At 32.3% G+C, this 25976-nt stretch carries 35 protein-coding genes; all 35 read left to right on the forward strand.

Going from position 1 to position 25976, the window contains the following annotated elements; translation table 11 throughout:
* Positions 1-4: 4 nt before the first annotated feature.
* Positions 5-622, forward strand: a complete 618-nt coding sequence (gene rplD, locus ACQCX0_RS01755) for a 50S ribosomal protein L4 (protein ID WP_462562424.1) — start codon at positions 5-7, stop codon at positions 620-622.
* Entirely contained in the window at positions 622-945 is a 324-nt protein-coding gene (locus ACQCX0_RS01760) for a 50S ribosomal protein L23 (RefSeq protein WP_462562425.1), read from the forward strand. The genes rplD and ACQCX0_RS01760 overlap by 1 nt, the downstream gene beginning before the upstream one ends.
* A gap of 7 nt (positions 946-952) precedes the next feature.
* On the forward strand, positions 953-1780 hold the full coding sequence (gene rplB / locus ACQCX0_RS01765) for a 50S ribosomal protein L2 (RefSeq protein WP_462562426.1): 828 nt from the start codon (positions 953-955) through the stop codon (positions 1778-1780).
* A gap of 19 nt (positions 1781-1799) precedes the next feature.
* Complete coding sequence (gene rpsS, locus ACQCX0_RS01770; protein WP_462562427.1) at positions 1800-2078, forward strand: 30S ribosomal protein S19; 279 nt, start codon at positions 1800-1802, stop codon at positions 2076-2078.
* 3 nt (positions 2079-2081) lie between these two features.
* Positions 2082-2516: a 50S ribosomal protein L22 gene (gene rplV / locus ACQCX0_RS01775; protein WP_462562428.1), complete on the forward strand. Its 435-nt coding sequence runs from the start codon at positions 2082-2084 to the stop codon at positions 2514-2516.
* Complete coding sequence (rpsC, locus tag ACQCX0_RS01780) at positions 2516-3166, forward strand: 30S ribosomal protein S3 (protein WP_462562429.1); 651 nt, start codon at positions 2516-2518, stop codon at positions 3164-3166. Before rplV ends, rpsC begins: the two co-directional genes overlap by 1 nt.
* Before the next feature lie 52 nt (positions 3167-3218).
* Positions 3219-3635 carry a 50S ribosomal protein L16 gene (gene rplP, locus ACQCX0_RS01785; protein ID WP_462562431.1) on the forward strand — a complete coding sequence of 139 codons (417 nt, stop codon included), beginning with the start codon at positions 3219-3221 and terminating at the stop codon, positions 3633-3635.
* 9 nt (positions 3636-3644) lie between these two features.
* Positions 3645-3851 (forward strand): 50S ribosomal protein L29, encoded by a 207-nt coding sequence (gene rpmC, locus ACQCX0_RS01790; protein WP_462562432.1) that lies wholly within the window; start codon positions 3645-3647, stop codon positions 3849-3851.
* Position 3852: 1 nt separating this feature from the next.
* Positions 3853-4080 carry a 30S ribosomal protein S17 gene (gene rpsQ, locus ACQCX0_RS01795; protein ID WP_462562433.1) on the forward strand — a complete coding sequence of 76 codons (228 nt, stop codon included), beginning with the start codon at positions 3853-3855 and terminating at the stop codon, positions 4078-4080.
* A gap of 9 nt (positions 4081-4089) precedes the next feature.
* On the forward strand, positions 4090-4458 hold the full coding sequence (gene rplN / locus ACQCX0_RS01800; protein WP_462562434.1) for a 50S ribosomal protein L14: 369 nt from the start codon (positions 4090-4092) through the stop codon (positions 4456-4458).
* Positions 4459-4773: a 50S ribosomal protein L24 gene (gene rplX / locus ACQCX0_RS01805; RefSeq protein WP_462562435.1), complete on the forward strand. Its 315-nt coding sequence runs from the start codon at positions 4459-4461 to the stop codon at positions 4771-4773. It begins immediately after the preceding gene.
* A 17-nt stretch (positions 4774-4790) separates the two neighbouring features.
* Positions 4791-5408: a 50S ribosomal protein L5 gene (rplE, locus tag ACQCX0_RS01810; protein ID WP_462562436.1), complete on the forward strand. Its 618-nt coding sequence runs from the start codon at positions 4791-4793 to the stop codon at positions 5406-5408.
* 15 nt (positions 5409-5423) lie between these two features.
* Positions 5424-5729: a 30S ribosomal protein S14 gene (gene rpsN / locus ACQCX0_RS01815; RefSeq protein ID WP_462562437.1), complete on the forward strand. Its 306-nt coding sequence runs from the start codon at positions 5424-5426 to the stop codon at positions 5727-5729.
* A gap of 20 nt (positions 5730-5749) precedes the next feature.
* Entirely contained in the window at positions 5750-6142 is a 393-nt protein-coding gene (rpsH, locus tag ACQCX0_RS01820; protein WP_462562438.1) for a 30S ribosomal protein S8, read from the forward strand.
* 38 nt (positions 6143-6180) lie between these two features.
* Positions 6181-6717 carry a 50S ribosomal protein L6 gene (gene rplF / locus ACQCX0_RS01825; protein ID WP_462562440.1) on the forward strand — a complete coding sequence of 179 codons (537 nt, stop codon included), beginning with the start codon at positions 6181-6183 and terminating at the stop codon, positions 6715-6717.
* 2 nt (positions 6718-6719) lie between these two features.
* Positions 6720-7112, forward strand: coding sequence for a 50S ribosomal protein L18 (gene rplR, locus ACQCX0_RS01830; RefSeq protein WP_462562441.1), 393 nt, complete (start codon positions 6720-6722; stop codon positions 7110-7112).
* 13 nt (positions 7113-7125) lie between these two features.
* Positions 7126-7785 carry a 30S ribosomal protein S5 gene (gene rpsE / locus ACQCX0_RS01835; protein ID WP_462562442.1) on the forward strand — a complete coding sequence of 220 codons (660 nt, stop codon included), beginning with the start codon at positions 7126-7128 and terminating at the stop codon, positions 7783-7785.
* Between the two features lie 101 nt (positions 7786-7886).
* Positions 7887-8096, forward strand: coding sequence for a 50S ribosomal protein L30 (gene rpmD / locus ACQCX0_RS01840; RefSeq protein ID WP_462562443.1), 210 nt, complete (start codon positions 7887-7889; stop codon positions 8094-8096).
* A 28-nt stretch (positions 8097-8124) separates the two neighbouring features.
* A complete protein-coding gene (gene rplO, locus ACQCX0_RS01845; RefSeq protein WP_462562445.1) occupies positions 8125-8610 on the forward strand; it encodes a 50S ribosomal protein L15 in 486 nt (161 codons plus the stop codon).
* A 25-nt stretch (positions 8611-8635) separates the two neighbouring features.
* Positions 8636-9973: a preprotein translocase subunit SecY gene (secY, locus tag ACQCX0_RS01850; RefSeq protein ID WP_462562446.1), complete on the forward strand. Its 1338-nt coding sequence runs from the start codon at positions 8636-8638 to the stop codon at positions 9971-9973.
* A complete protein-coding gene (locus ACQCX0_RS01855) occupies positions 9970-10620 on the forward strand; it encodes an adenylate kinase (RefSeq protein ID WP_462562447.1) in 651 nt (216 codons plus the stop codon). Before secY ends, ACQCX0_RS01855 begins: the two co-directional genes overlap by 4 nt.
* A gap of 80 nt (positions 10621-10700) precedes the next feature.
* Positions 10701-11069 (forward strand): 30S ribosomal protein S13, encoded by a 369-nt coding sequence (gene rpsM / locus ACQCX0_RS01860; protein ID WP_462562448.1) that lies wholly within the window; start codon positions 10701-10703, stop codon positions 11067-11069.
* Between the two features lie 125 nt (positions 11070-11194).
* A complete protein-coding gene (rpsK, locus tag ACQCX0_RS01865; protein ID WP_462562449.1) occupies positions 11195-11590 on the forward strand; it encodes a 30S ribosomal protein S11 in 396 nt (131 codons plus the stop codon).
* 85 nt (positions 11591-11675) lie between these two features.
* The gene (locus ACQCX0_RS01870; RefSeq protein ID WP_462562450.1) at positions 11676-12689 is read left to right on the forward strand and encodes a DNA-directed RNA polymerase subunit alpha; all 1014 of its coding nucleotides are present in this window, start codon (positions 11676-11678) and stop codon (positions 12687-12689) included.
* A 27-nt stretch (positions 12690-12716) separates the two neighbouring features.
* A complete protein-coding gene (gene rplQ / locus ACQCX0_RS01875; protein ID WP_462562451.1) occupies positions 12717-13148 on the forward strand; it encodes a 50S ribosomal protein L17 in 432 nt (143 codons plus the stop codon).
* Between the two features lie 35 nt (positions 13149-13183).
* The gene (locus ACQCX0_RS01880) at positions 13184-13633 is read left to right on the forward strand and encodes a hypothetical protein (RefSeq protein WP_462562452.1); all 450 of its coding nucleotides are present in this window, start codon (positions 13184-13186) and stop codon (positions 13631-13633) included.
* Between the two features lie 246 nt (positions 13634-13879).
* Positions 13880-15268, forward strand: a complete 1389-nt coding sequence (locus tag ACQCX0_RS01885; RefSeq protein WP_462562454.1) for a trypsin-like peptidase domain-containing protein — start codon at positions 13880-13882, stop codon at positions 15266-15268.
* A 205-nt stretch (positions 15269-15473) separates the two neighbouring features.
* Entirely contained in the window at positions 15474-16775 is a 1302-nt protein-coding gene (locus tag ACQCX0_RS01890) for a replication-associated recombination protein A (RefSeq protein ID WP_462562456.1), read from the forward strand.
* Positions 16776-17404: 629 nt separating this feature from the next.
* Positions 17405-17599 carry a hypothetical protein gene (locus ACQCX0_RS01895; RefSeq protein ID WP_462562457.1) on the forward strand — a complete coding sequence of 65 codons (195 nt, stop codon included), beginning with the start codon at positions 17405-17407 and terminating at the stop codon, positions 17597-17599.
* A gap of 709 nt (positions 17600-18308) precedes the next feature.
* A complete protein-coding gene (locus ACQCX0_RS01900) occupies positions 18309-19004 on the forward strand; it encodes a lytic polysaccharide monooxygenase auxiliary activity family 9 protein (RefSeq protein ID WP_462562458.1) in 696 nt (231 codons plus the stop codon).
* Between the two features lie 1402 nt (positions 19005-20406).
* Positions 20407-21429: a S1/P1 nuclease gene (locus ACQCX0_RS01905; RefSeq protein ID WP_462562459.1), complete on the forward strand. Its 1023-nt coding sequence runs from the start codon at positions 20407-20409 to the stop codon at positions 21427-21429.
* Between the two features lie 274 nt (positions 21430-21703).
* Positions 21704-23029: a CDP-glycerol glycerophosphotransferase family protein gene (locus ACQCX0_RS01910; RefSeq protein ID WP_462562460.1), complete on the forward strand. Its 1326-nt coding sequence runs from the start codon at positions 21704-21706 to the stop codon at positions 23027-23029.
* Positions 23030-23094: 65 nt separating this feature from the next.
* Entirely contained in the window at positions 23095-23829 is a 735-nt protein-coding gene (locus tag ACQCX0_RS01915) for a phosphocholine cytidylyltransferase family protein (RefSeq protein WP_462562461.1), read from the forward strand.
* On the forward strand, positions 23829-24704 hold the full coding sequence (locus ACQCX0_RS01920; protein WP_462562462.1) for an EamA family transporter: 876 nt from the start codon (positions 23829-23831) through the stop codon (positions 24702-24704). Before ACQCX0_RS01915 ends, ACQCX0_RS01920 begins: the two co-directional genes overlap by 1 nt.
* 48 nt (positions 24705-24752) lie before the next feature.
* Positions 24753-25976: YidC/Oxa1 family membrane protein insertase (locus ACQCX0_RS01925; RefSeq protein WP_462562464.1), on the forward strand; the 1224-nt coding region annotated here is incomplete at its 3' end.

Consider the following 25976-nt stretch of genomic DNA (forward strand, 5'->3'; position numbering starts at 1 on the left):
GATTATGAAACACAGTATATTAAATTTTGAAAGTGCTAAAACCGAAGGCGATGTAGAATTAGATGAATTAATCTTTAATTCTGAGGTTAGAACTGATATCATGGCAAGGGTTGTAAGATGGCAATTAGCCAAAGCAAGAAGCGGTAATCATAAAGTTAAAGGTAGATCTGAGGTTAAACATACCACTAGAAAACCTTTTAAACAAAAAGGAACTGGGCGTGCCAGACAAGGAATGTTAGGGGTTGCTCAAATGCGTGGTGGTGGTGTGGTACACGGACCGCTAGTTAGAGATCATAGTCACTCTCTTCCAAAAAAAGTAAGACAGTTAGGTTTAAGAAGTGCAATTGTTGCAAAATTTAAAGCTGGAGATTTAATAATTATTGATAAGTTGCTTGATGTTTCAAAAACCAAAGAAGCTCTTAACAAATTAAAGGCTTTAGAACTTAGTAATGCTCTCTTTGTTACGGCAGTTGATGTAAATGTTAATTTTAAAAAAGCAACTGCTAACATAATAGGTATTGACATTTTGCCAAGCATGGGATTAAATGTATATGATATTTTAAAACATAATAAATTAGTTTTTACTCTTGATAGTATAAATTCTATAGTGGAGCGTCTATAATGACTGATGTTACAATAAATAAAGTTATAATAAGTAAAGAGAGGATTTTTGAGGTTATTCGTCGTCCTTTAATTACCGAGAAATCAACTTTGGTATCTCAATATAATCAAACAGCTTTTGAAGTGTCCATGGATAGTAACAAAGCTGAGATTAAAGTTGCTATTGAATTTCTTTTTAAGGTTGAAATAGAATCCGTAAATATTATTAATCAGAAGGGAAAAACTAAGATTTTTAAAGGCAAAAAAGGTACAAGAAAAAGTTATAAAAAAGCTATTGTAAGAATAAAAGAAGGTCAAAGTATAGATCTGTCCTCAGGAGTTTAATAGTAAGATGACATTAAAACAATATAATCCAACCACAGCAGCACAAAGAGGTTTAATCTTAGTAGATAAAACAGCTCTTTGGAAAGGGAGACCGGAAAAATTTTTAACCACTGCTTTGCATAGAACAGGCGGAAGAAACAATCATGGCAGAATCACTACTAGACATATTGGTGGCGGACATAAAAGATTATATAGAATCATAGATTTTAAAAGAATTAAACATGGTATTACAGCAACTGTACAAACTATAGAGTACGATCCTAACAGAAATGCTTTTATTTCTTTAATACTCTATGAAGACGGGCAAAAATCTTATATTATCGCTCCCCAAGACCTTAAAGTAGGAGATAATATTACGAGTGGTACTAATGCTGATATTAAAGTCGGTAATGCTCTACCACTAATGAATATTCCTATTGGTAGTATTGTGCATAATCTTGAATTAAAAAAAGGTAAGGGGGCACAACTTGCCAGATCAGCAGGAGCTTATGCACAGTTAATCGGAAAAGACCGAGGGTTTGCCCAGTTAAGATTAAATTCAGGTGAAATTAGATTAATTCATATAGATTGTATGGCAACAATCGGAGTGGTCTCAAACAGTGATAGTAAGAATGCTAATTACGGTAAAGCCGGTAGAAAAAGATGGTTAGGAGTTAGACCTACAGTTAGAGGAGTTGCAATGAACCCTGTTGATCATCCCCACGGAGGAGGTGAGGGTAAAACTTCAGGAGGAAGGCATCCGGTAAGTCCTTGGGGGAAACCTACTAAAGGTAAAAGAACTAGAAGTAATAAACGTACATCAATATTTATTATACGACGTCGTTATAGTAAATAATTAATAGGAGAAAAATTACGTGACACGCTCAGTGTGGAAAGGTCCTTTTGTGGACGCTTACTTATTTAAAAAAGTTGATAAGGTAAAGATCGATAAGAAAAATGAAATGATTAAAACTTGGTCTCGTCGTTCAACAATTTTACCGCAATTTGTCGGGATAACCTTTGGGGTATATAATGGTAAAAAATTTGTGCCGGTACATATAAACGAAGATATGGTAGGGCAAAAATTAGGAGAATATTCTCCTACTAGAACTTATTACGGTCACGGGGCGGACAAGAAAGCTAAAAGGAAATAAACTATGCAGGCTAAAACATCAGAGAAACCTAGAACTATCAAGGTAAAAAAAGTACGTTCCGAACAAGAAGATCCTAAAAATCAGGCAAGGGCTTTAGCTAAGAACTTAAGGGTAAGTCCTAGAAAATTAAATTTGGTAGCCCAAAGTATTAGAGGACTTGATTGTGAAAAGGCATTAAAAGAATTATTGTTCTCAAGAAAGAGAATCGCACATGATGTAAAAAAAGTATTAGAGTCTGCAATTTCTAATGCGGAGAATAATCATAATTTAGATATAGATAAATTATATGTATCTGAAGCTTATGTGGGTAAAGGTTTAGTAATGAAAAGATGGAATCCTAGAGCCAAGGGTAGAGGAGTAAGAATTTTAAAACCCTATAGTCATTTAACCATGATTGTTTGTGAACGCAAAGAAAATGCACAAGGAGAAAACATATAATGGGACAAAAGAGTAATCCGATAGGTCTGCGTTTAGGTATTAATAAAGTATGGTCTTCTTGTTGGTATGCCGATAAAAATTATGCTGAGCTTTTACATGAAGATATCGCCATAAGAAGTTTTTTAGAAAAAGAAGTATACGATGCCGGAGTATCTAAGGTAATGATAGAGCGTTCTGCTAAGAGTTTAGTAATTAATTTACATGTTGCCAGACCGGGAGTAGTAATTGGGAAAAAAGGTGTAGATATTGAAAGTTTGCGTAAAAAATTAATTAGTCGTAGTAAATCCAATGATGTAAAATTAAATATTATTGAAGTACGTAAGCCTGAGGTAGATTCCAAATTAGTGGCTGAAAACATAGCTAATCAGTTGGTAAAAAGAGCCTCTTTCAGACGGGTAATGAAAAAAGCCGTACAACAGGCTTTAAAGATGGGTGTAGAAGGGATTAGAATAAATTGTAGCGGTCGTTTGGGTGGTGCGGAAATAGCCAGAATGGAATGGTATAGAGAAGGTAGAGTGCCTTTGCATACCCTTAGAGCTGATATTGACTATGGTATAGCAACTGCTCATACAACATATGGCACTTGCGGTATTAAGGTGTGGATCTTTAAGGGTGAGATTGTAGGATCTAAAGACTCCAAAAAAGATTAAATACTTAAAGATAAAGTAATTAGTATGATTTTTATGAATAAGGTGTAAAATAATGTTAAGTCCGGCAAAAACAAAATTTAGAAAAGCTCATAAAGGTAGGATTCATGGTAAGGCAAAAAGAGGAACTAACCTTAATTTCGGTGAATTCGGTTTAAAAGCGCTAACTCCTGAAAGAATCACCGCCAGGCAAATAGAGGCTTGTAGAAAAGCTATTAATAGGCATATGCGAAGAGTTGGTAGATTATGGATAAGAGTTTCCCCGGATGTTCCAGTATCTAAGAAACCGGCTGAAGTTCGTCAAGGTAAGGGTAAGGGGAGTGTCGAAGAATGGGTTTGCAGAGTAAAGCCTGGTAAAATACTCTTTGAAATAGATGGAGTAAGTCAGAATATTGCAAAGGAAGCCTTTGCTTTAGCTACTGCAAAATTACCTATTTCCACTCGTTTTATTAGTCGTAGTATTGAGGAATAAGGGGTTATAATGTTAAAAAAACTAGAAATAAAAAATAAATCGGTTAAAGATTTAAAAGAATTAATTTTAAAATTAAGGAAAGAAATGTTTAATATTCGTTTTCAAGTTACCTCAGGGCAGTTTGAAAATCTGGGGAAACTAAAATTTATCCGTAAAAATATAGCCAGAATAAAAACAGAATTAAATGCAATAAAAGTAACAGGAGTTAGTGAATAATATGCCGAAACGTAGCTTAGAAGGTTTTGTGGTGAGCGATAAGATGGATAAAACCATTGTAGTAAAAGTTGATAGATTTATCCAACATCCGTTATATAAAAAATTTATTAAAAGATCTAAAAAGTATATGGTGCATGATGAGAAAAATAAATATAAGACAGGTGATCCTGTAAAAATTTTAGAATCAAAACCCTTGTCAAAACATAAAAAATGGGAAGTAAGTAATTAAGGTATTAAAATGATACAAGTAGAAACAAAATTATTTGTTGCTGATAATTCTGGAGCCAAGGTAATCAAATGTATTAAGGTTTTAGGTGCCAGTAAAAGAAGAACCGCTTCAGTTGGAGATGTAATAGTAGTAAGCATTCAAGATGCCATGCCTAATGCTAAAGTAAAAAAGGGAGATGTTTTGAAAGCCGTAATAGTAAGAACCGTTGCTTATATTAGAAGAGGTGATGGTAGTTCCATTCGTTTTGATAGAAATTCTGCTGTGTTAGTAAATAATCAGGGTGATCCTATAGGCACCCGTATTTTCGGACCTGTATTACGTGAATTAAGAGCTAAAAAATTTATGAAAATAATTTCTTTAGCTCCGGAGGTTTTATAAATGATGAAATTAAAATTAAAAAAAGATGATACAGTGGTAATTGTCAGTGGCAAAGATAAAGGTAAAACTGGTAAAATAGCTAAAGTATATCCCAAAGAGAGAAGAGTAATTGTTACAGGTATAAATCTAGTTAAAAAGCATCAAAAACCTACTCAAACCAAAACTGGAGGGATTGTTCAGAAAGAAATGCCTATACATATTTCCAATGTAGCTTTAGAAGATCCTAAATCTAAAAAACCTACCAGAGTAGGCTTTAGTATAGAAAGAGATAAAAAAGTAAGAATAGCAAAAAAATCAGGAATCCTAATTAGTTAAGTAATGCGAGAGATATAATGGCACGATTAAAAAAATATTATAATGAAAAAATAGTTCAAGCTTTAACCAAGCAATTTAATTATACTAATTCTATGGAAGTTCCTAAATTAGAAAAAATTGTACTTAATATGGGTGTAGGAGAAGCAACCTTAGATAAAAAGAAAATAGATACGGCAATTCAAGAACTTGCCTTAATTACCGGTCAGAAACCGGTAATTTGTTTAGCTAAAAAAGCTATTGCTGCTTTTAAATTAAGAGAAAACATTCCCATTGGTTGTAAAGTAACCCTGAGAGCAGATAAAATGTATGAATTTTTAGATAGATTAATTACCATAGCTCTACCCAGAGTTAGAGATTTCAGAGCTCTCCCGATTAATAAAGGTTTTGATAATTATGGAAATTATTCTATGGGTTTAAAAGAACAAATTGTTTTTCCCGAGATTAATTATGATAAAATAGATAAGATTCGTGGTATGGATATTACAATTTGTACCACTGCTAAAACTAATGCGGAGGCAAGATCTTTATTAATTGCTTTTAATATGCCTTTTGTTAAGGAAGTTGTAAAAGAAGGTCTAAAAGAAAATCTAAAGCCAAGTGCTATAAAACAAGATATGCAACAAGAAAATAAATAATACGGAGAAATAAGTGTGGCCAAAGTAAGCTCAATTCAAAAAAATAAAAAAAGACAAAGAATGATTAAACAATATCTGCCTCGTCGCAACAGATTAAAAGCTTTGGTATTAGATTTGTCATTATCTTCTGAAGAAAGATTTGTTGCTAGATTAAAATTAGCAGAATTACCACGAAATTCTTCTCCTACTAGATATAGATTAAGATGTGAGTTAACAGGTAGACCAAGGGGTAATTACAAAATGTTCCAAATGTGTCGTCATAAACTTAGAGAACTTGGTAACAAAGGTGAGATTCCCGGTCTTATTAAAGGTAGTTGGTAAAATATGGAGTTATTAAAATAATGAATGATATAATTAGTGATATGTTAGCAAGAATTAGAAATGCTTTGCTAGCGGAAAAAGAACATACTGAAGTATTACATAGTAATTTTGCTTTAAAAGTTTTAGATGTTTTAGTAAAAGAAGGTTATCTTAATTCCTATAGCGTAGTAGAAGTACGTCCTAAAATTAAATTAATCAAGGTTGAATTAAAATATCAGAATAAATTACCTGTAATTAAAGAAATTAAACGTATTTCCAAACCCAGCAGAAGAGTATATTTTGCAGTTAATGATTTACCTTTAGTTTATAACGGTCTAGGTATTTCAATTGTTTCAACCTCAAAAGGGGTATTCTCTGATACGGAGGCAAGAGAGCAAAATGTTGGTGGAGAGGTTGTTTGTACGGTATTTTAAGTAGAAGAATTAAGTAGAAAAATAAGGAAACAAGAGTTATGTCTAGAATAGGTAAGAATCCCATTGTCTTAGCAGTCGGTGTCTCTGTGGAAATCTCTAATGATGAGATTAAGGTTAAAGGAGGAAAGGGTGAACTACAAGTTAAATATAGTAGTAATGATGTTAAAATAGTCTTAGAAAATAATCAAGTAATAGTGAGTCCTGTGAGTAAAACTTTAAAAAGTAGAAAATTATGGGGAACTCTTAGAGCAATTATTAATAATATGGTAATCGGAGTATCGGTTGGTTTTGTTAATAAATTACATATTATCGGAGTCGGATATCGTTCAGTCGTGCAGGGTAATAATTTAGTGCTAAATCTAGGCTTCAGTCATGAAGTAATATATCAAATTCCTAAGGGAATTAAAGTTACTTGTACAGATTCCACTCATATTAATGTAGAAGGTATTGATAAACAGAAAGTAGGGCAGGTAGCCGCACAAATTAGAAGTCATAAAAAGCCTGAACCTTATAAAGGTAAGGGTATTAAATATGAAAATGAAACTATTTTACGTAAAGAAGGTAAGAAAAAATAAAGATGAAAAAGCAAATAAAAAATACCATAAAAAAGTTATTTTTGCGTCGAAGAGAACGCGGTAGGTATAAATTAAAACAAGTTAATAACACTATTCCAAGATTAGCTGTATTTAGGTCCAAGCTTCATATCTATGCCCAAATCATTGATGATACTAAGGGTATTACCATTGTTGCCACTTCTACTGTAGATAAAACTATGAAAGATATTCTAAAAGTTGCTAAGGTTAAAAATACTTCCAATCAAGAGGCGGCGGCAATAGTGGGGCAGAGCATTGCGGAAAAAGCCTTAAAAGCAGGAGTTGACAGAGTAGTGTTTGATAGAAGCGGTTATATTTTTCATGGTCGGATTAAATCTTTAGCAGAAAAAGCTAGGGAAAAAGGATTAAAGTTCTAAGGAGTTAAATTGTATGGCAATAGCATCTGTGGCATCAAAAGCCAGAAAGAAACAGAGAGAAAGTAAAGAGATAGACTTTATTGAAAAGTTAGTCTATGTTAATAGGGTAGCAAAAGTTGTAAAAGGTGGTAGACGTTTTTCCTTTGCAGCCATTGTAGTAGTAGGAGACGGTAAAGGTAAAATAGGTTTTAGTACCGGTAAAGCTAAGGAAGTACCCGAAGCCGTAAGGAAGGCTACTGAGACTGCTAAATCTTCCATGATCCATATTCCTATGAGAGAAGGCAGAACATTGCATCATGATATAATAGGAAAATTTAGTAAGGGAAAAGTAATATTACGTTCAGCTCCTGCTGGAACCGGAGTTATTGCAGGAGGTGCCATGAGGGCTATTTTTGAGGTTATGGGAATCCAAGATGTGGTGGCAAAATCCTTAGGTAGTAGTAATCCGCATAATATGATTAGAGCAACTCTTGTAGCTTTAACTAGCTCTTTCTCTCCTAGGGTGGTTGCTAATAAACGCGGTAAAAAAATTAGTGAGATCATAGCAGGTAAACATCATAAAAACGCACATGATAATGCCACTCTTAATGTTGAGGAAGCTATCGTTAGCAGTATGGATAATGATGCAATAGAACTAGATAAACTTAGAGAAAATAACCTAGGAAAAGAATAATTCTAAAGCTTAGTAATTTAAAGATATTTAAAAAACGGTTATAAAAGGTATTTTAAAACATAAACTATTTAATAAAAGCTACTTAAAAAAGGTATTTAGATATGAAAAAGATAGAAAAAATGGAAAAAACACATAATAAAACTTTAAGAGTACAACAAGTAAAGAGTATCCTTAGAAGACCAAAAAAGCAGGAACAAACTCTAATAGGATTAGGGCTTAATAAAATGCATAAAATATCTCTAATAGAGGATACTCCTGCTATTAGAGGAATGATCAATAAAATTGCTCACCTAGTAAAAGTTATAAATTAGTAAGATAGTTATTTATAAGGATTAGTAAATGAAATTAAATGAAATTAGAGATAACCTAGGTGCTACTCACGCTAGAAAAAGAGTAGGTAGAGGAATTGGATCGGGAATGGGGAAAACTTCTACTAGAGGGCATAAGGGGCAGCGTGCCAGAGGTAAAGTTCGCATCGGATTTGAGGGTGGGCAGAATCCTATTTATAGAAGAATTCCCAAAAGAGGGTTTATTAATCCTTTTACCAAGAATTATTTTGTTTTGAATCTTAGTATTTTAGAACAGGTGATTACCAAAGGTAAAATTGATATTGCACAAACTATTACTTATGAGGTATTAAGAACTCAAAAAATTATCAAGGGCAGATACGATGGTATTGCCTTATTAGCTAAGGGTAGCATTTCTGCTAAGGTTATTATTGAGGTGAGTAAGGCATCAAAAAATGCAGTACAAGCCATAGAAAATCAAGGGGGAAAGGTTAATATCTCTGATCCTAATGTTGCTTTTAAAGCAGTAGTAAAATAAGAAAGTTTAATGGTAAGAGGGTTTAATGGCTAAAAGTTTAGCAAATTCTAATTTTAATTTTAATGTTTTTTCAAAATCTCAAGTGCTAAAAAAGAAAATACTCTTTACTTTAGGTATGCTAATAGTTTACCGCTTAGGTACGTATATTCCAATTCCCGGCATTAATCCTTTAGTATTAAGCGAATTTTTACAACAAAATTCTCAGGGAATATTAGGAGTATTTGATATGTTCTCAGGAGGTTCTTTAGGTAGAATGACTATCTTTGCCCTCAATATAGTACCATATATTGCCGCTTCAATTATGATGCAATTATTTACAATTATTATACCGACTCTAGCTGATTTAAGAAAAGACGGAGAAGCCGGCAGAAGACAAATTAATCAATATACTCGCTATTTAACTTTTATGGTCTGTATGATTCAAGCCTTCGGCATAGTTATTGCTTTGGAAAATATTTCTGGGGCTGACGGAAGCAAGGCTGTAGTAAGTGGTGGTTGGATTTTTAGAGTAATTACTATGATTACCCTCACTGCGGGGACTTTTTTTGTGTTATGGATGGGGGAAAAAATTACGGAAAAAGGTATAGGAAACGGGGTTTCCTTAATAATTTTTGCAGGAATTGTTTCTAATTTACCCATAGCATTAACTACTACTTTACAATTAGGAGAAAAAGGGACTCTTTCAGGTTTTGTGATTGTAGGTATTTTTATTATGATTGTTCTAGTAATTTATGGGGTAGTTTTCTTTGAAACCTCCCAGCGCAAAATTGCGATTAAGTATCCCAAGAGACAAGTGGGTAATAAAATGATGAGTGGGGGAGATACTTCTTACTTACCGCTCAAAATTAATAATGCTGGAGTTATCCCTCCTATTTTTGCTAGCTCAATTCTCTTAATGCCGGTTACTCTAATTACTTTTTTAAATCAATCAGATAATCCTATTATGAATTTAATCAGTACTTATATGGGTAGGGGTAATCTTTTATATTTAGTACTATATGCGGTGCTCATTATCTTTTTTGCTTTTTTTTATGTAACTGTGGTGTTTAACTCTCAGGAGACTTCAGAGAATTTAAAAAAACACGGCGGAATTGTACTGGGCATCAGACCGGGAGTCGATACCAAAAGTTATTTAGATTTTATCTTAAACCGCCTAACTTTTATAGGGGCTGTGTATTTAGTGGTAGTGTGTTTATTACCTGAGGTTTTAATTTCTAAACTAGAATTACCTTTTTATTTTGGAGGAACTAGTTTGTTAATAGTAGTATCTGTAACCATTGATACTATGACTCAAATTCAATCACATTTAATCTCACATCAATATGAAAGTATTCTGAAAAAAGCAAAGTTGGGTAAAAGATGATAGTTATTATTTTAGTCGGAGCTCCGGGTAGTGGCAAGGGAACACAGGCTGTCTCTTTAAAAGTAGCATATCAGATTCCGCATCTCTCCACCGGAGATTTATTAAGAGCAGAAGTACAACAAGGTACCACACTAGGGAGTAATATTAAAGATTTGTTAGCAACTGGTAGTTTAGTACCTGATGAATTGATAACTAAACTACTTTCCCAAAGAATAACGGTTGAAGATTGTAAAAATGGTTTTATTTTAGATGGTTACCCAAGAACAATGCAACAGGCAATGAGTTTGGAAAGATTATTTGAGGAAAAAAATATTCAAAAATATCAACTAATTGAGATTGAAGTTGCTACAGATATAATAATAAAAAGAATTTTAGGTAGATATACTTGTAAAAAATGTAATACTGTGTATAATAAATACTTTCACCTTACTAAGATTGAGGGGGTATGTGATGTATGCGGGGCAGGAGAATTTATCAGGAGAGAAGATGATAATGAAGCTACGATCAAGCATCGTTTAGCAGTATATTCTGAGCAAACCAAGCCGATGATAGAATATTATGAAAAGAAAAATGTTAGCTATAAGATTGACGGTACTATAGGAATAGAAAATATCACTAAAGCCATTAATTTAATACTAAAAAATTGAAATGTATGGTTGACATATAGTAGTGTATTATTATATAATATACAAGTTTTATAATTTATAAAGTAACAAGGAGTAGCAATTTGGCTCGTATATCAGGAGTTAACCTTCCCAATGCAAAAAGAATAGAGATAGCATTAACCTATATTTACGGTATAGGTAAAAAAACAGCTATTGAGATTTGTGAGAAAGCAAAAATTCCTATAAGTGTTAGAGTAGCACAACTTACTGATGAAGAAACCCTGCGTCTTAGAGAAGTTATAGATAAAGATCATATGGTAGAAGGAGATCTACGTAGGGTAGTACACAGTAATATTAAAAGATTAATAGATTTAGGTTGTTACAGAGGGTTAAGACATAGGAAAAGTTTGCCGGTTAGAGGGCAGAGAACTCATACTAATGCTCGTACAAGAAAGGGTAAGTCGCGTCCGATTGCGGGTAAGAAAAAATAATGTTTGTATAGCTAAAAGTAAAAACCGGAAATAAAAGGTAAAAAATTGCATTGCTCAAAATAATAACCGCTAAAAAGCAACCAAAGGGTTAATAAAAATAAATTAAGATATATTAAGGTATAAAAATGGCTAAGATTGAAAAAAAGCAGAGAATTAAAAGAAGTGAGAAGAAAAATATCATGGTAGGAGTTGCACATATTAGTTCAACTTTTAATAATACAATGGTTTCTTTAGCTGATATGCAGGGTAATGTTATTGCTTGGTCTTCTGCTGGGAAACAAGGTTTTAAGGGCTCTAGAAAATCCACACCTTTTGCGGCACAAATGGCTGCTGAAGATGCCGGAAAGAGAGCAATGGAACATGGTTTAAAGTATGTGGGAATCTTAATTAACGGTCCTGGTTCTGGCAGAGAATCTGCGGTGAGAGCTTTGCATAGTATCGGATTGGTAGTTACATCAATTCATGATGTAACTACTATTCCTCATAATGGCTGTAGACCTAGTAAGAAAAGAAGAGTATAATGTTAACTTAATAAATATAAGGCTTTATATTTAAAAGTTTATTAAAGAATAAAAATAGTAATAGTTATTAAATTGTGAGGAATCCGTGATAGATAAAAATTGGCTAACCCTAATCAAACCAGAAAAGTTAGATATTCAATCCTTAGAAAAGGGAAATAAAGCTCGTTTTAGTGTTGCCCCCTTAGAAAGAGGCTTTGGGCTTACTTTAGGCAATTCTCTACGAAGAGTTTTACTATCTTCTCTGCAAGGGGTTGCGGTAAACTCAATTAGGATAAAAAATATTTTACATGAGTTTTCCTCAATTCCCGGAGTAGTAGAAGATGTAACACATATTGTTTTAAATATCAAAAATTTATACCTTAAATCCTTAACAGGTAGCAGTTCTACCTTATCTATTAAGGTAAAAGGTCCTAAAGTAATTACTGCTGCTGATATAAGTAGCGATCATAATATTAGCGTTATTAATAAGGATTTAGTAATTTGTGAAGTACTCAAGGGTTATGAATTTGAAATGGATTTACATGTAGCAGTGGGTAAGGGCTATGTTGCTGCCGAAGCCGGTGATAATAATGAAAAACCCGTAGATGTAATTCTCATTGATTCTATTTTTTCGCCGGTATTAAGAGTTACCTATAAAATTGAAAGTGCCAGAGTAGGGCAGGTTACCAATTACGATAAATTAATTTTAGATGTAGTAACTAATGGTTCAATCAGTCCTGAGAATGCTGTAGGTTTAGCTGCCAGAATTCTGCAGGATCAATTTTCCATATTTGTGAATTTTGTAGATCCTATCTCAAAAGAGCAAGTAAAGAAAGAAGAGGAGTTACCTTTTCATCCGTTCATGTTAAAGAGAATAGATGATTTAGAGTTCTCAGTACGTTCTGCTAACTGTTTAAAAACCGACAATATTAATTTCATAGGAGATTTAGTACAAAGAAGTGAAATTGAAATGCTTAGAAAGCCTAATTTTGGGCGTAAATCTTTAAATGAGATTAAAGATTTACTTAATAAAATGGGTTTGCATTTAGGGATGCAGATAACCGATTGGCCCCCGAAAAATCTTGAAGAATTAGCTAAAAAATTAGAAGACAATTTCTAATTTTTTAGAAATAAAGGAGTTTAAAAAATGAAACACAAAATTAAAGGCAGAAAGTTATCTAGGGATAGTAGTGCTAGAAAAGCCTTATTGGCTAATTTAGCTAAAGCATTATTTGTAAATGAACAAATTAAAACTACCCTTCCTAAGGCAAAAGAATTAAGGTCTTATGCAGAAAAGCTAATCACTTTAGGTAAAAAAAGTACTTTGCATACTAGAAGGAAAGCTCATGCACTCCTAAGAGATAATACAATTGTTGGTAAATTATTTACAGAATTGGCAACTAGATATAAAGATAGATCTGGGGGATATTCTAGAGTATTAAAAGCCGGCTTTAGATATGGAGATTCTGCTCCAATGGCAATAATTGAATTAGTAGATAGAAATATTGCTGCCAAAGGAGCTAAAGAGAAAGCTTTATTTGCAGAACAACAAGCAAGGGAAAAAATTGCCCACAGCTAAGCAGTAATTTTCTTATAAAGTAGTATAGCTTATAAATGCTAGCAGACTTATTTTTTATTATTTTTATTCTACTAATAGTAGTATCTTTTATTTATACTCCCTTATTTTTATTAATAGGGAAGTATGCATTAAATCTAAAGAAACAAGAAATCAGTTATTTAAGTAGTAATTTTTGGATAATTTTATCTGAATTAGTTTTTATCTTGATTTTTTATCTACTTAATGCTGGGGTTTTTAATGTAGGAGTTCTTGGAACAGAGATTTTTCAAACAGAGACTACCAAAGTTAGTACAATTTACCAAACTATCTTGATTATAGCGTTAGAAACCGCTATTAATACCGTTGTTGCTTATATTATTAATCAAAAACTCATTAAGCCTTTACATAAATATACTAAAAAAACTAGCTTAATAAATTTTATAATAATTTTATTATTGTTAACTTTAATTAAAGTAATTATCCCTATTATTATATTCATTCTCTAAGAGTATGAATATAATAATAACAAGCAGTCTTTTTGTCAGATTCTTTGTGCTAAAGCAGTTCCTGAGTTTAGAATACGAGTAGCATAGCAGAGTTCAATACAGTAGAATTATGTCTTCTCTGAATGTAGGCAGAACAAATTCAGCACCTATTCTTTTTAGTTTTGTGGTATAATACAAGTATGTATACGAAAGTTTGTGTAAACGTCACAAGGTGTCTTTCAAAACTTAGGAAAAGGGATTAGCAAGATGATAAACAAAGTAATTAATAGGGGTATGATTAGAGGGCATCCTAAAGGAATATTTCTATTACTTTTTTGTGCGATATTCTGGGGTCAACAGATAAGAGCAGAGGATATAAAAAAAACTTCTTTTGCCCCGATAGTAAAAATGGTAGCCAATACAGTTGTAAGTATTTATAGCATTAAATCTAACAATACTACTCCGAATTATGAGGCATTTAATCAATTTTTAAATACCGGGAATAAGGCATCTATTTCCATTGGTTCAGGGGTTATTTTAAATTCTAACGGTTTAATTATTACTAGTAATCATGTCATTAAAGATATGGATATTATTAAGATTATCATGTTTGATGGGCGTGAATATGAGGCTAGAATTATTGCTAGTGATGAAGATATTGATTTATCACTACTCAAGATTGATTCTCAAGATAAATTCCCTTTTATTGAAGTAGGGGATTCTAAAACCTTAGAGATAGGAGATTTAGTCTTAGCTTTGGGGAATCCATTCGGAATAGGGAACACAGTTACGGCTGGGATTGTTTCAGCACTGCCTAGTAAGAATAATCTAATTTCAAGTTTTGGTAATTTAATTCAAACCGATGCTGCGGTAAATCCCGGTAATTCAGGGGGAGCCCTAATTAATACGGATGCTAAACTCATAGGAATAAATGCAGCCATTTACTCCAAAGAAGGAGCATATAATGGGATAGGTTTTGCAATTCCTGCAGATGTGATTAAATTATTTGTGGATAGGTCTTTAAAGGGGCAGAGGGTAAGAAAATATTGGATTGGTATTTCTGGAACGAATGTTAATGTGAATATTGCAAAGGCACTAAACTTAGATATTCCCAAAGGGGTGCTGGTTGCTAGTACTTATAAAGCCGGACCAGCTTATAAAGCCGGGCTACAAAAAGGTGATGTTATCCTAAAGGTAGATAATCAAGAAGTAAATACGATGTCTGATCTTGCTTTAGTTATTGCTTCCAGTGAAGAGCATGAGGTTAGAAAAGTGTATATTTTTAGAGCAGAAGAATATCTTACTTTGGAAGTTATTCCGGAAGCTCCTCCTGAAGACATCCCTAGGGATATGATAGAAATTAATATTCATACCCCGCTTGATGGGATAAGTGTTGCTAATAACTCTCAGGCTGTTGCTTATGAAATCAGTAGTAATAATAATACTAAAGGGGTGATTATTTATAAAGTGAATAATAATAGTTTTGCCTCTAAAATAGGTATTAAGAAGGGGGATTTTATCAGAGCTGTGAACAAAGAACCTGTTGGTAACGTAGTTGCTATGTTACGTGAACTTAATAAAGCTAAGAGTATTGCTAAATATAATATTACTATTGAAAGAGACGGCGATCTAATAGAGCTTAATATTAATAAATAATTACATAATAACTATCATACCTTCAAGGCAGACTTTGTGTGTTTAAGCATACTATCCTGCCTGCAGTAAGGAGTACACACTATTGTAGCAAGCAAGGTATTAGGAAAAGGATTGCTCTTGGGAAGATGCTATAAATTACTGAGCTGATTTATGAGGAAACGCCGATTCCGGAGAGTAGAGTATTTCGTATACAGGACAGAGAAACATGAGTAAAAACACAGAAATCTCACCTAAAGAGAGAAATTATAATAAAAATGCTCCTTTATACGAGCAAATTCGTCCACAGAGTCTTGAAGATGTAGTCGGACAGCAACATCTTATCAGGGGTTTGGGCATTATTGCCAAAATGATTGAGAAAAAAGAATTATTCTCAATTATTCTATGGGGACCTCCTGGGGTAGGTAAAACTACTATTGCCAAGCTGTTAACTTTAGAATGCGACTATAACTTCATTAATATTTCAGCTATTTTCAGTAGTACTCAGGATGTAAAACAGGCTATAGATTTAGCCAAAGAGCGACAGAAATATTTTGATAAAACCGTACTCTTCGTGGATGAAATCCATAGATTTAATACCAGACAACAGGATATATTTCTACCAGTATTAGAATTAGGACAAATTATCCTAATTGGGGCAACTACTGAGAATCCTTCTTTTCATTTAAATAATGCTTTGTTATCCAGATGTAGGGTTTTAGAATTACAGGCATTAGATGAAGTAGATTTAGAGCTTTTATTGCTAAGGATAGAAAAGCATTTAGGTAGAAAAATCTTACTTAGTTCTGAGATAAAAGAGGCTATTATGGCACTTAGCAGGGGAGACGGAAGATATTTTATAAACCTTATGGAGAGCCTTTTGTTGCTGGAGAATTATGAAAGTTTAAGTTTGAAGAAAATTTTAGATTATTTGAGTGCTAAAATGCCACAGTATGACAAAAAACAAGAAGGGCATTATAGTCTAATTAGTGCCTTACATAAGTCAGTACGTGGCAGTGATGAACAGGCGGCTCTTTATTGGTTTTATCGTATGGTACAAGGTGGTGAAGACTTAAACTATCTGGCAAGGCGTTTAGTACGTATGGCAATTGAAGATATTGGGTTGGCAGATCCTAACGCATTACAACTAAGTATTGTTGCTTGGCAGGCTTATGAGAGACTGGGTGATAGAGAGGGAACACTTGCTTTAGCAGAGGTAGTTGTATATTTAGCATTATCTCCTAAATCTAACGCTCTTTATTTAGCAGAAAAAGTAGCAAGAGCTTTGGCAGATAAAACTTCTAATGTTCTTCCTCCTAAACATCTTATGAATGCTACAACTCCTTTGATGAGTGAATTGGGTTACGGGAAAGGTTATGAGTATGATCACGACAGTTTGCATCGTTTTTCCGGGCAGCATTTTTTTCCAGAAAAAATGCAGAGACAAGAGTTCTACAGCCCCTCTGAATTAGGTTTTGAGAAAGATTTACAAAAACGCATGGCTTATTTTAATAGGTTACGCAAAAAGTAGGAGGTTTACTGTTTACTTAAATAAATTTAACTTTCAATCAGAATAGACAACTCTTCTGCTCGATACACGGAGTACTGTACCTTCAGTTCTGCCTCATTCCGACACATCTCAGCTTACTTCGTTTCTCACTTTCGTACTAGCCCAAACTCTGGCAATTCCGGACACTATAGCACCTTCCCACTATATGCAAACCACACCCTCGGGCACACTACACTGCTCTGCACTTTGCAACCACTTCCGTAATATGCCAAAAGTTGGATATCTTTTTAGCTCTAACATTGTATCAGATTATAACAGGATACGTACTCCGTACCTTAGCAGAATAAGTGAGCAATAGATAAAATTTACTATAAAAGCAGTACTACTATTTATATTATATACAAATTATCTTGACAAATTATATATAATATGATACATTTAGTATTGAATAAGAATCATGTGCACGATAACTTATGAAAGAGAATATTGAATAAAAATTTAAATAGAAAGATTATAAATGGAAACCTTACCAACTCTTAAAAGCTTAACTAAGAGTAACGTAGAAATAGTTTTAGGATTTTCGGAAAAAACTGTGTTGAACAAAAAATTACAGCAGACAGTAAATCCCTAACCATTATACTAAAACTAGAATGACACAAGGTAGGGTTAGTTGGCGAATACCTGTTGATTCTGGCTTCAGGAAGCAAACTAAGGAAAAAGCTCATAATAAGCAAGATCTTAGTATGAATGTTAATTTTAATGAGATAGCAGTTATAAAAACTCAACTCACCCAGAAGTCCGGTGCTGGTATAGATCGGAACAAGCATCGTACATTATCTGTGTAGAGTAAAAAGAAAAGTTCTAATGCTTTACTTTATACTCAAAACAATCCTAAGGGTGAAAAAATTACCGATACAGGAGTAACATATAGTTATAATAAGAGTTTAGCCATAAGTTTTAATCTAAAAGTAGTTGTAAGTTTAGATACCACGCAGGGAAATATAGTAGTAGACGAAACATGCCTCTCTGTTACTATAAGTGTTTCCCCAAATCATAAGGTAATCAATATAAAAAGAGCAGAAAATAAGACTTCCGCACTATATTTTCCCGCCAAAAATCAAACGAAGACGCTTTTTTGGCATACGAAAGAGTAAAGGATTGTCCCAAGCAGAAGAGGTTTTTATAACTGTGTGCCTAAGTTTTTAATAAAAAATTTATTAAGGCATCCAACAATGCATATATTATTAAAAAATTATAATTTAATATTATGATTCTACGCTGTGCTAATGAAGCAGGCACAGCTTTTTTTTTAATACACTAACTAAATATAACAACTATAACAACTCTCAAAGACAGAAACTGTGTAGAGACACAGTACTCTGCCTTAGGTACGTAGTTCCGTACCTAAAAATAACGGGCTACCAAAGTAGCAAAAAATAAACTCTGCCTTATTCGGTAGATACTGTGTGTTATTCCGTATTCTAAACAGAATAATGCACGAAGAACACAACATTTGCCACAAAGGCAGTTATTTTTATTAAAAAGGAAAAAATTATGAATATTAATCACAATAGCAAACAAATACCGTATTTTAAAAAACTAGTTATTCTAGGAGTTCTAGCCATATTAGCTTTACCTGAATTAGCCTTTAGCCATGGGTATGCTGTTTATCCGAAAGCTCGTCAATTACTTTGTAATGAGGGTGGCGGTTTTTGGTGGCCGGTTGATGGTAGCGGTATTAGAAACAAAGCTTGTAGAGATGCCTTTGTGGACTCTGATAACTCCTCTTATCCTTTTACACAATTAAATGAGTTTTCAGCTCTTACTATGAAATATAACGATTTAGCAGAAGTTAAAAAATCTATACCAAATTCTAAACTCTGTGCGGCTGCAGACCCGAAAAAACGTGGGATGGATATTGTTTCTACGGATTGGCAAAAAACACCTATTGAGTCGGGGAAACCAATTACTTATAAGTTTTTGGCAACTGCTGAGCATAATCCGAGTTTCTGGCAAATTTATATTACTAAAGCAGGAGTGGATCCCAAAAAACAGGCTCTTGCCTGGGAAGACTTAGAATTAATTGCTACTCAGGGAAATATAGTAGCCGTAGGAGGTTATTATTCTTTTGTAGTAAATATGCCTAAAAACAGAAGCGGTGATGCTATTTTATATACCAGATGGCAAAGAGCAGATCCTGCAGGAGAAGGTTTTTATAACTGTAGTGATATTACCTTTGTTACAAAATAATAGTTTTACAACAATAACAACTGACTTTTAGTCAGATTCTGTGTTTTAAACAGCTTATCTACCTGGTACACGGAGTGTTTTACCTTTAAACACTCTGTGTTCCGCACATCTATGTTGCACACCTAAACACTATCAATTACAACCACTCAGCTTCCAAGTAACTCTACTATTATATTGGATTGCAACAGTACTCATTACCCTGAGCAGAATAATGTAAGAGGCAAAGAACATTTGCTAAAAATATATAATAATAACCGAGTATGGTAAATAACTAAATAAGATGTATTAATTAAGAAGATATATCTATAAAAATAATAATACAATGCTTATTCTAATAATATTAGTAAGTTTTAGCGGTTGAAGAATTTGCTTCTGCCTGATATATGAATATCCGTGAGCTTATTACTGCAATTAACGAAAAGAAACTTAGCTCTAATAGTAAAGCTTTGATTAAAAAATTATTAGAATATTCCATTAGCAGTATGGAGACAGAAGGAGTATATGGAAAAACTTCTACCTTAATAACTTGCTCAGTTTGGGTTGATCTGATTAAAATACCAAAAACTATGAAAGGTAAAACTTGCATAAAAAACAACACTATATTGTAGATAATAATTTTGATACTCAGGTAAAAGACTTGTTAAGGAAAAAAGATAATATCTATAATGCTATTCTATATAATATTAAAGTTTTAAAAATATTAAAGTAACCGAGGAAGAAAAAGCCATTGCTTTAAGATTCCTTATACATTTTGTAGAGGTTATTCATCAACCGTTACATGTTACTAATCTTATCATTTATAAGATTGATACCGCAGGAATCACTACCGTAAAATCCTTAACTCTGGACAACACTTCTATAAAGAATCTCTGTATCAAACAGGATTATAAAAGCTTGCAAACTCTTTGGGATGTCATGGGAAGAAATTATCCTGCTATTGAAAATCCTCTCTTTGCAAATCAGCAAACTATTCTCAAGATAGAGTAGGATATAACAAAATATGCTACTAAGTTACAAGAAAAATATCGAAATAAGCAGAGTTTAAATAGTTTAATAGCTTCTCCTGAAGTTTTAAATTGAATAAGAGATTCTTATATAATTGCTCAAAAAGTAATTAATCAATTAATTTACATCCAAATGCTCAAAATTTCTAACTTTATACAACAATTGATGATAAGTATCTGAGATATGTTCAACAAACTTCCAAACAACAGGGTTATCTTGCGTGCAGACGTTTGGTTATGTTGTGCCATGCAATTTTTAACCCTGAGAATGTAAACAAAGCTTATGTGACTTATGCGGATAAGTTATAATAATACATTAAGCAGAATAATTGGGAAGGCATATAAAATCCACCCTTTTATGCAGTAATTAATTTAATATACAAAAGGTTAGCAAAAAGATGAAACAAATAAAATATTTACTAATTACACTGTTACTTAGTATCAATACTCTACAGTATGCTGGTGCATGGTCGAATAATGGGCATGAGATTACCGCTGCAATTGCTAAGGATAAAATTAGTAGTAAAACTAAAGCTGATGTAGAAGCTTTATTAAAATTACCCGTTAGCAGTATAGGAACTACTCTGATGAGTTTTAAAACTAATTCTATAATAACTTCTGCTGTTTGGGCGGATTCTATTAAAAGTGCGAATTATCCCAATAAAGCATTTTATAAAGAGCAACATTATATTGATATTCCGCTAGTTGCTGGGAAGGATAATGACTTTCAAAGCAATGTGAAGCCTTTTCTAAAGAAGGAGAATCATATTTTAGGAGGAATTTACTCCGCCGTAAAAACGCTAAAAAGTAATAAAAAAACTGAAGAACAGGCAATTGCTTTACGTTTTTTAATTCATTTTGTGGGGGATCTACATCAACCCTTGCATGTTGCAGAGCCGATTATATTTGATACTAATACCAGAGGAGGTAATTCTATAAAAATTTTTACAAACCAAAACAAGATTGTAAAAAATCCTTTTAGCAACAAAGCTAATAGAAACCTTCATGCTTTTTGGGATGGTATGGGTGGAGCTTTTCCACCTTTAGCAAATCCAGTTTTCCTAAAAGCAGAGGCACTAGCTAAAGAGGAAGCTACTGCTACAAAATACGGAAAACAAATTATAAAACAATATCAAGCTACTCAAGCATTAAATAAGTTGTTAACAGATCCTAACATAATAAATTGGGTAGAGCAGAATTATGAGATTGCTAAGGAGGCCATTGTTAAGTTAACTTTTAAAAAACATGATAGCAGTATTTATACTAATACTATAGATGATGCATATATCAAATTTGCTCAAACTACCAGTACTCAGCAGGTATATTTGGGGGGTATGCGGTTAGCTATGTTGCTCAATGCAATTTTTGACTCTGAAAATGCAGACAAAGCTTATGTAGATTATGTTAATCATTTACAATAACTGACTTTTAGGCAGAGAATGTGTGTTTAATAATTTTTCTGCCTAATACAGAGAATACATTTTTATTAAAACCAATACCCTTCAGACACCTATGTGATTTTAGTGGGAACTTAGTTGCAACTGTACTCCGTACTTTAAACAGGGGGAATGGAGTAATCACACATTCTCTGCCTAAAAGTCAGTTATTATATTTTATAGTTGCAATATATCATTGTTAACTTATATAATTTATAATTGTTTATAGAACTTAAGATTATTATTATAAGGAATCATAATGCAATTAAGCAATAGCCACTTTTTTATAAGTGTTTTACCGGCATTTGCTTATTTTTTTATAAGTGTTTTACCGGCATTTGCTTATTTAGATCCCGGTGCTGGCAGTATGCTATTCTCGGCAATTTTAGGAATCATTTCCACAGTATTTTTTCTATTTAAGGGCTTTTTTTATAAAGTAGTTAGTATTTTTTACAGATTAATCGGTAGAAAAGTTAAGCAACAAAGTACCCAAATTGCTATTTATTCAGAAGGAATGCAATATCAAAGCACCTTTTTACCTATTATTGCAGAATTAGAAAAACAAGGAAAACAGATACTATATCTTACTTCAGATGAGAGAGAGTTAATTCTCAAAAACCATCATAAAAACTTAGAGGTAATATATATCGGTAAGGGTAACAAGGCTTATGCTCATCTTAATTTCTTAGAAGCTAAAATTTGCTTATTAACAACTACAGGGTTAGATGTATTGCAAATTAAGAGATCTAAAGGTGTTAAGCATTATTGTCATGTGATTCATTCACCTGGAGATATCATGCTCTATAAACTTTTTTCCTTTGATTATTATGATTCAGTTCTTACTAGCGGACCTCATCAAATCAAGGCTTTAAAATATTTGGAAGATTTAAGACAAACACCGAAAAAAATTCTTTTAGAAAGTGGTTGTTCTTATTATGATATCTTAACGCGTAAATATGAAAGTTATAAGGAACAGTCGCCACCTGCTTTACTGCCTAAAAACTTTACTAATACACAGCCGGTTGTATTAATTGCTCCGAGCTGGGGTGATAATTCTCTGATTAAAAGATATGGCTCACGCTTAATTAAACCATTGTTAGACAATAATTTTAAAGTTATTATAAGAGCACACCCTCAAAGTTATATCTCAGAAAAAACTCTACTTGATAATTTAAAAATAGAATTACAAGTTTATACTAACATAGAGTGGGATAACAATCCTGATAATTTTTTTGCAATGAATCAATCTGATCTTATGATTTCCGATTTTTCAGGAATTATTTATGATTTTGCTTTTGTGTTTGAAAAACCCATTATTACTATCAAATTTGATTTTGATCTCTCAATTACTGAGATGAGTAGCTTTGCTTATACTACGTGGGATCTAGAAATGTTAGACAAGGTAGGTTTAGTAGTACAAGAATCTGAGCTTAATCTCTTAGGTCAGAAGATTTCTACTTTTTTAGAAAATAATACTGCAAAAGAAAATATTCAAAAATTGAGAGAAAAATATGTTTATAATTTTGCTAATGCAGCACCAGTTGCCACAAAGCAAATTTTACAAATATTAGAACAACAAGCCTAATAAGTCATAGTAAATTTAGTTAGTTTTGTATAAAAAAGGTATAATAAAAGCAAAAGGAATATATAATGAAAACAATAATATTATCTGCCGGAATAGGTAGTAGAATAGCTGAATTATCAAAAGATACTCATAAATCTTTACTAAGTATCACAGAAGATGAATATCCCTTATTATTGTATACTATAAATACTTTGAATGCTTGTGGAGTCAAAGATATAAGCGTGATAATCGGAAAACATCAACAGCAGGTTAGAGCTATTCTAAAAGATACTGTAAAATATTATTATAATCCTTTTTATTTTCAAACCAATAGTATTGCTAGTATTTGGTTTGCCAGAGAAGAATTTAATACTAATGAAGATATATTAGTGTTAAATGCTGATACCTATGCAGAGCACAGCATTTATGAAGAACTTATACAAAGTACGGAAGCATTACAATTATTAGTTGATACTTCCAGAAAAAAACAGGCTGATATGAAAGTAGCCTATAGCAAAGAGGGTTTCATTACTCATTATGCTAAAACCATAGCCGTACCTATTATGGCTGAATCCGTTGACTTAATAAAAATCTCTAAGGACTATTCTCTAAAATATTTAGAAGTTTTAGAAAGAATGATAGCAAATCAAGAAGTTAATTCCTACTGGGAAGATGTCATTTTACAAAATCTTACAATCTTCCCTACTAAAATCTTTGATATTGCAGGCAAATTATGGGGTGAAATTGATACCATAGCAGATTACGAGAAAATAAAAACTCTAGTTAAACAACAAATTAACAATATAAATAGGAGAAAATAATGATTTTTGCCTTAATGTCAGCTTTCCTACACCCCTTTAGGGATATTATTTTAAAGAATATTACCGATAGACCAATAGCCTATATTCTTACCATAGCCTGTTTTATTCCTTTGACTTTAATAGCTATTATCTTAAGTGGCGGAGCTAATTTAATTATGCCGTTGCAAGTATATCTATTATGTATGCTAAGCGGTATCGGTAATGCTATTTATTACAATGGTATTGCGATGGCTTTGAAAAAAGGGGATTTTTCCATATATTTTCCTATTATTAAAAGTTCACCCTTTTTAGTAGCAATTTTTAGTGTGATTTTTTTAGGAGAAAGTCACAGCATCTTTTTTTTCTTAGGAATTATAATAATAGTTTACGGGGCTTTAGTGTTACATAACGGCTTTAAAATTTTTAATAAAGTAGAAATTTTAAAAAATAAAGAGAATTTAGTTTATGTATTATTAGCAGTAATTGGTTCAGTTACCTACCATATTGCTGATGGGGGTGCGGTAATTAAAGATGTACCTGTATTAGTGTATATGTTATGGAATTATATTTTTATCTTAGTGTTTTACTTAATAGGGCATTTAGTAATTACTAAAAACACTATAAAGCAGAGTATTAGCTCTTTTAAAGAGAATACAACTAAATATTGGTATAAATTTATTCTAGCAGCTCTTACGGATTTTGGTTCATATTTCTTAATTTTATGGGCGGTTAGTCAAGGGGAGAGTATTTCTTTAATGAGTGCCATTAGAATGTGGAGTCTCCCTTTAGGAGTAATTTTTGCTACATATTTATTGAAGGAAAAACAAATGAGATTACGTTTTGTAGCAAGCATTATTATGGTAATCGGTACCACTATAGTTATATTTAATAAATGAATATCAATAACTTTAATAACCATAAAATCTAACGAAATAAGGTAAATTATGAGTAGTTTATATAATATAATTATTTATCCATTAGAGATGGTAATGGGAATTGTGCTAAAATACAGTTATGTAGTAACAGGAAGTTACGGTTTAGCAATTATTCTGTTAAGTCTCTTTGTAAATATACTACTTATTCCCATTTATCATTATGCAAATAAATTGCTAAATTGGGAAAGAAATCAGAAAGCCAAGTTTGCAAATTTAGAAAAAATTATTAATAAGTCATTTAAAGAACAGGAAAAGTATGCGATGCTACAAACGCTGTATCGGCAGAATAAGTATCATCCGATTTATGCGGTAAGTAGTATATTAGGGTTTTTAGTACAGATACCGTTTTTCATAGCAGCCTATGTGTTATTATCGCAAACTTATTATGCGGAGTTAGCAGGGAAGAGTTTCTGGATTTTACAGGACTTAGTTAAACCTGATAATTTAATCTGGCAGATAAATTTATTGCCTATTCTAATGACAGCACTTAATCTCTTAGCAGGGTATGTGTACACCATAGAGCTAACCTTAAAAGAAAGAAGACAGCAGTTTATCATAGCAATAGTATTCTTAATATTGTTATATAATTTAGGTGCAGGTTTATTATTGTATTGGACATTTAATAATATATTCGCCCTAATTAAAAATATAATTTATGCCAAAAGGAATAAGCAAGTAGTAACTTTTACTCCGATATTAATAGGGTTCATTAATATTATAAAAAGTATTACTCTAAGCAACCTTAAACAAGCTTTTAGAAACTTAACTACCCTCCCCATCTCTAAAAAAGAAAACATAGGCTTGTATCTTTTAGTAATAATTTTAATTTTAAATTTAGTATTATTGTATAACCCATTAGCTTTTCTAAGCTCAGAAGTCATGAATGTTGCTATCTTACCTAAGGAAATTCTAACGGTTAGTTTAAAATACTACATTAGTACTATATCAGTATTAATAATTATTTATTTAATAGTTATAAAAGCTGTAGTACGAAATTGGTTATTATTTATTTCTTTAAGTATTGCCCTTATATTTTTAGTTTATTCCTTTCTTTTTACCGGTGATTATGGGGTTTTATCAGATTTTAAATTTACTAACGAGTTTGCTATTTGGTATTCCCAACCTGTGAAGATCCTGCAGGATCTTGTAGTTTTATGTTTTGCCATAATTATTATTTATTATTTATTATTAAAAGGATTACCTACTTTAAAACTAGGATTAATTTTAGTAAAC

It is taken from the genome of Candidatus Hepatincolaceae symbiont of Strigamia maritima (assembly GCF_055505085.1).

Excerpts from the sequence above, each read along its gene's own strand:
- rplD (WP_462562424.1), top strand. The coding sequence starts at position 5 with ATGAAACACAGTATATTAAATTTTGAAAGTGCTAAAACCGAAGGCGAT.
- ACQCX0_RS01760 (WP_462562425.1), top strand. The coding sequence starts at position 622 with ATGACTGATGTTACAATAAATAAAGTTATAATAAGTAAAGAGAGGATT.
- rplB (WP_462562426.1), top strand. The coding sequence starts at position 953 with ATGACATTAAAACAATATAATCCAACCACAGCAGCACAAAGAGGTTTA.
- rplV (WP_462562428.1), top strand. The coding sequence starts at position 2,082 with ATGCAGGCTAAAACATCAGAGAAACCTAGAACTATCAAGGTAAAAAAA.
- rpsC (WP_462562429.1), top strand. The coding sequence starts at position 2,516 with ATGGGACAAAAGAGTAATCCGATAGGTCTGCGTTTAGGTATTAATAAA.
- rplP (WP_462562431.1), top strand. The coding sequence starts at position 3,219 with ATGTTAAGTCCGGCAAAAACAAAATTTAGAAAAGCTCATAAAGGTAGG.
- rpmC (WP_462562432.1), top strand. The coding sequence starts at position 3,645 with ATGTTAAAAAAACTAGAAATAAAAAATAAATCGGTTAAAGATTTAAAA.
- rpsQ (WP_462562433.1), top strand. The coding sequence starts at position 3,853 with ATGCCGAAACGTAGCTTAGAAGGTTTTGTGGTGAGCGATAAGATGGAT.
- rplN (WP_462562434.1), top strand. The coding sequence starts at position 4,090 with ATGATACAAGTAGAAACAAAATTATTTGTTGCTGATAATTCTGGAGCC.
- rplX (WP_462562435.1), top strand. The coding sequence starts at position 4,459 with ATGATGAAATTAAAATTAAAAAAAGATGATACAGTGGTAATTGTCAGT.
- rplE (WP_462562436.1), top strand. The coding sequence starts at position 4,791 with ATGGCACGATTAAAAAAATATTATAATGAAAAAATAGTTCAAGCTTTA.
- rpsH (WP_462562438.1), top strand. The coding sequence starts at position 5,750 with ATGAATGATATAATTAGTGATATGTTAGCAAGAATTAGAAATGCTTTG.
- rplF (WP_462562440.1), top strand. The coding sequence starts at position 6,181 with ATGTCTAGAATAGGTAAGAATCCCATTGTCTTAGCAGTCGGTGTCTCT.
- rplR (WP_462562441.1), top strand. The coding sequence starts at position 6,720 with ATGAAAAAGCAAATAAAAAATACCATAAAAAAGTTATTTTTGCGTCGA.
- rpsE (WP_462562442.1), top strand. The coding sequence starts at position 7,126 with ATGGCAATAGCATCTGTGGCATCAAAAGCCAGAAAGAAACAGAGAGAA.
- rpmD (WP_462562443.1), top strand. The coding sequence starts at position 7,887 with ATGAAAAAGATAGAAAAAATGGAAAAAACACATAATAAAACTTTAAGA.
- rplO (WP_462562445.1), top strand. The coding sequence starts at position 8,125 with ATGAAATTAAATGAAATTAGAGATAACCTAGGTGCTACTCACGCTAGA.
- secY (WP_462562446.1), top strand. The coding sequence starts at position 8,636 with ATGGCTAAAAGTTTAGCAAATTCTAATTTTAATTTTAATGTTTTTTCA.
- ACQCX0_RS01855 (WP_462562447.1), top strand. The coding sequence starts at position 9,970 with ATGATAGTTATTATTTTAGTCGGAGCTCCGGGTAGTGGCAAGGGAACA.
- rpsK (WP_462562449.1), top strand. The coding sequence starts at position 11,195 with ATGGCTAAGATTGAAAAAAAGCAGAGAATTAAAAGAAGTGAGAAGAAA.
- rplQ (WP_462562451.1), top strand. The coding sequence starts at position 12,717 with ATGAAACACAAAATTAAAGGCAGAAAGTTATCTAGGGATAGTAGTGCT.
- ACQCX0_RS01880 (WP_462562452.1), top strand. The coding sequence starts at position 13,184 with ATGCTAGCAGACTTATTTTTTATTATTTTTATTCTACTAATAGTAGTA.
- ACQCX0_RS01885 (WP_462562454.1), top strand. The coding sequence starts at position 13,880 with ATGATAAACAAAGTAATTAATAGGGGTATGATTAGAGGGCATCCTAAA.
- ACQCX0_RS01890 (WP_462562456.1), top strand. The coding sequence starts at position 15,474 with ATGAGTAAAAACACAGAAATCTCACCTAAAGAGAGAAATTATAATAAA.
- ACQCX0_RS01895 (WP_462562457.1), top strand. The coding sequence starts at position 17,405 with ATGACACAAGGTAGGGTTAGTTGGCGAATACCTGTTGATTCTGGCTTC.
- ACQCX0_RS01900 (WP_462562458.1), top strand. The coding sequence starts at position 18,309 with ATGAATATTAATCACAATAGCAAACAAATACCGTATTTTAAAAAACTA.
- ACQCX0_RS01905 (WP_462562459.1), top strand. The coding sequence starts at position 20,407 with ATGAAACAAATAAAATATTTACTAATTACACTGTTACTTAGTATCAAT.
- ACQCX0_RS01910 (WP_462562460.1), top strand. The coding sequence starts at position 21,704 with ATGCAATTAAGCAATAGCCACTTTTTTATAAGTGTTTTACCGGCATTT.
- ACQCX0_RS01915 (WP_462562461.1), top strand. The coding sequence starts at position 23,095 with ATGAAAACAATAATATTATCTGCCGGAATAGGTAGTAGAATAGCTGAA.
- ACQCX0_RS01920 (WP_462562462.1), top strand. The coding sequence starts at position 23,829 with ATGATTTTTGCCTTAATGTCAGCTTTCCTACACCCCTTTAGGGATATT.